The sequence below is a fragment of the Streptomyces flavovariabilis genome (genome assembly GCF_000725785.1).
Lineage (GTDB): Bacteria > Actinomycetota > Actinomycetes > Streptomycetales > Streptomycetaceae > Streptomyces > Streptomyces hawaiiensis.
Window position 1 is genome coordinate 1 of the sequence record NZ_JNXD01000074.1, and the last position, 1,176, is coordinate 1,176.

Annotated in this window: 1 pseudogene; it reads right to left on the minus strand. The window is 69.7% G+C overall.

Going from position 1 to position 1,176, the window contains the following annotated elements:
* Positions 1-1,176, minus strand: a pseudogene (locus IO24_RS0139940) (alpha-1,4-glucan--maltose-1-phosphate maltosyltransferase); the annotation flags it as partial.

Consider the following 1,176-nt stretch of genomic DNA (forward strand, 5'->3'; position numbering starts at 1 on the left):
CTCCCGCCGGATGGTGTTGAGCCGGGTCAGCAGCGGGGTGATGGTGCGGCCCTCGCGTTCGGCCTTCTCCCAGTCGCGGTGCCTGAGCTGGTACTTCTCCGAGTCCAGGTACTCCTCACCGCCTTCCTTCAGCGGGGTGTTCTCACACAGCTCGTAGCCGGAGTAGACGCCCCAGGTGGGCGAGAGGGTCGCCGCGAGCACGGCCCGGACCTCGAAGGCGGGCCGGCCGCCGTGCTGGAGGTAGGCGGGCAGGATGTCGGGGGTGTTGGCGAAGAAGTTCGGCCGCATGTACGACGCGGCCTCACCGGAGAGCTCCGTGAGGTACTCGGTCAGCTCCTGCTTGGAGTTGCGCCAGGTGAAGTACGTGTACGACTGCTGGAACCCGATCTGGGCCAGGGTGTGCATCATCGCCGGGCGGGTGAACGCCTCGGCCAGGAAGATCACGTCGGGGTCGGTGCGGTTGACGTCCGCGATGACCCGCTCCCAGAAGACGACCGGCTTGGTGTGCGGATTGTCCACCCGGAAGATCCGCACCCCGCAGTCCATCCAGTGCCGCAGCACCCGCACCGTCTCGGCGATCAGGCCGTCCATGTCGGCGTCGAAGGCGATGGGGTAGATGTCCTGGTACTTCTTCGGCGGGTTCTCCGCATAGGCGATGGTGCCGTCGGGGCGGTGGTGGAACCACTCGGGGTGCTTTTGCACCCAGGGGTGGTCCGGGGAGCACTGCAACGCGAAGTCCAGCGCGATCTCCAGCCCCAGCTCGCGGGCCCGCTCCACGAACCAGGTGAAGTCCTCCAGGGTGCCCAGGGCGGGGTGGACGGCGTCGTGACCGCCCTCGGGCGAGCCGATCGCCCAGGGCACGCCCACGTCGTCGGGGCCGGGGGAGAGGGTGTTGTTCTTCCCCTTGCGGAAGGTGGTGCCGATGGGGTGGACCGGCGGCAGGTAGACCACGTCGAAGCCCATCGCCGCGATCGCCGGCAGCCGCCGGGCAGCGGTGCGGAACGTGCCGTGCGGCTGCCGCGCGGTGCCCTCCGAGCGCGGGAAGAACTCGTACCAGGAGCCGTACAGGGCCCGCTCCCGCTCCACGAGCAGGGGCAGCGGCTCACTGCTGGTGACCAGGTCCCGCAGCGGATGCCGGGCCAGGACCTCGTCCACCTCCGGCGTCAGCGCCGCCGC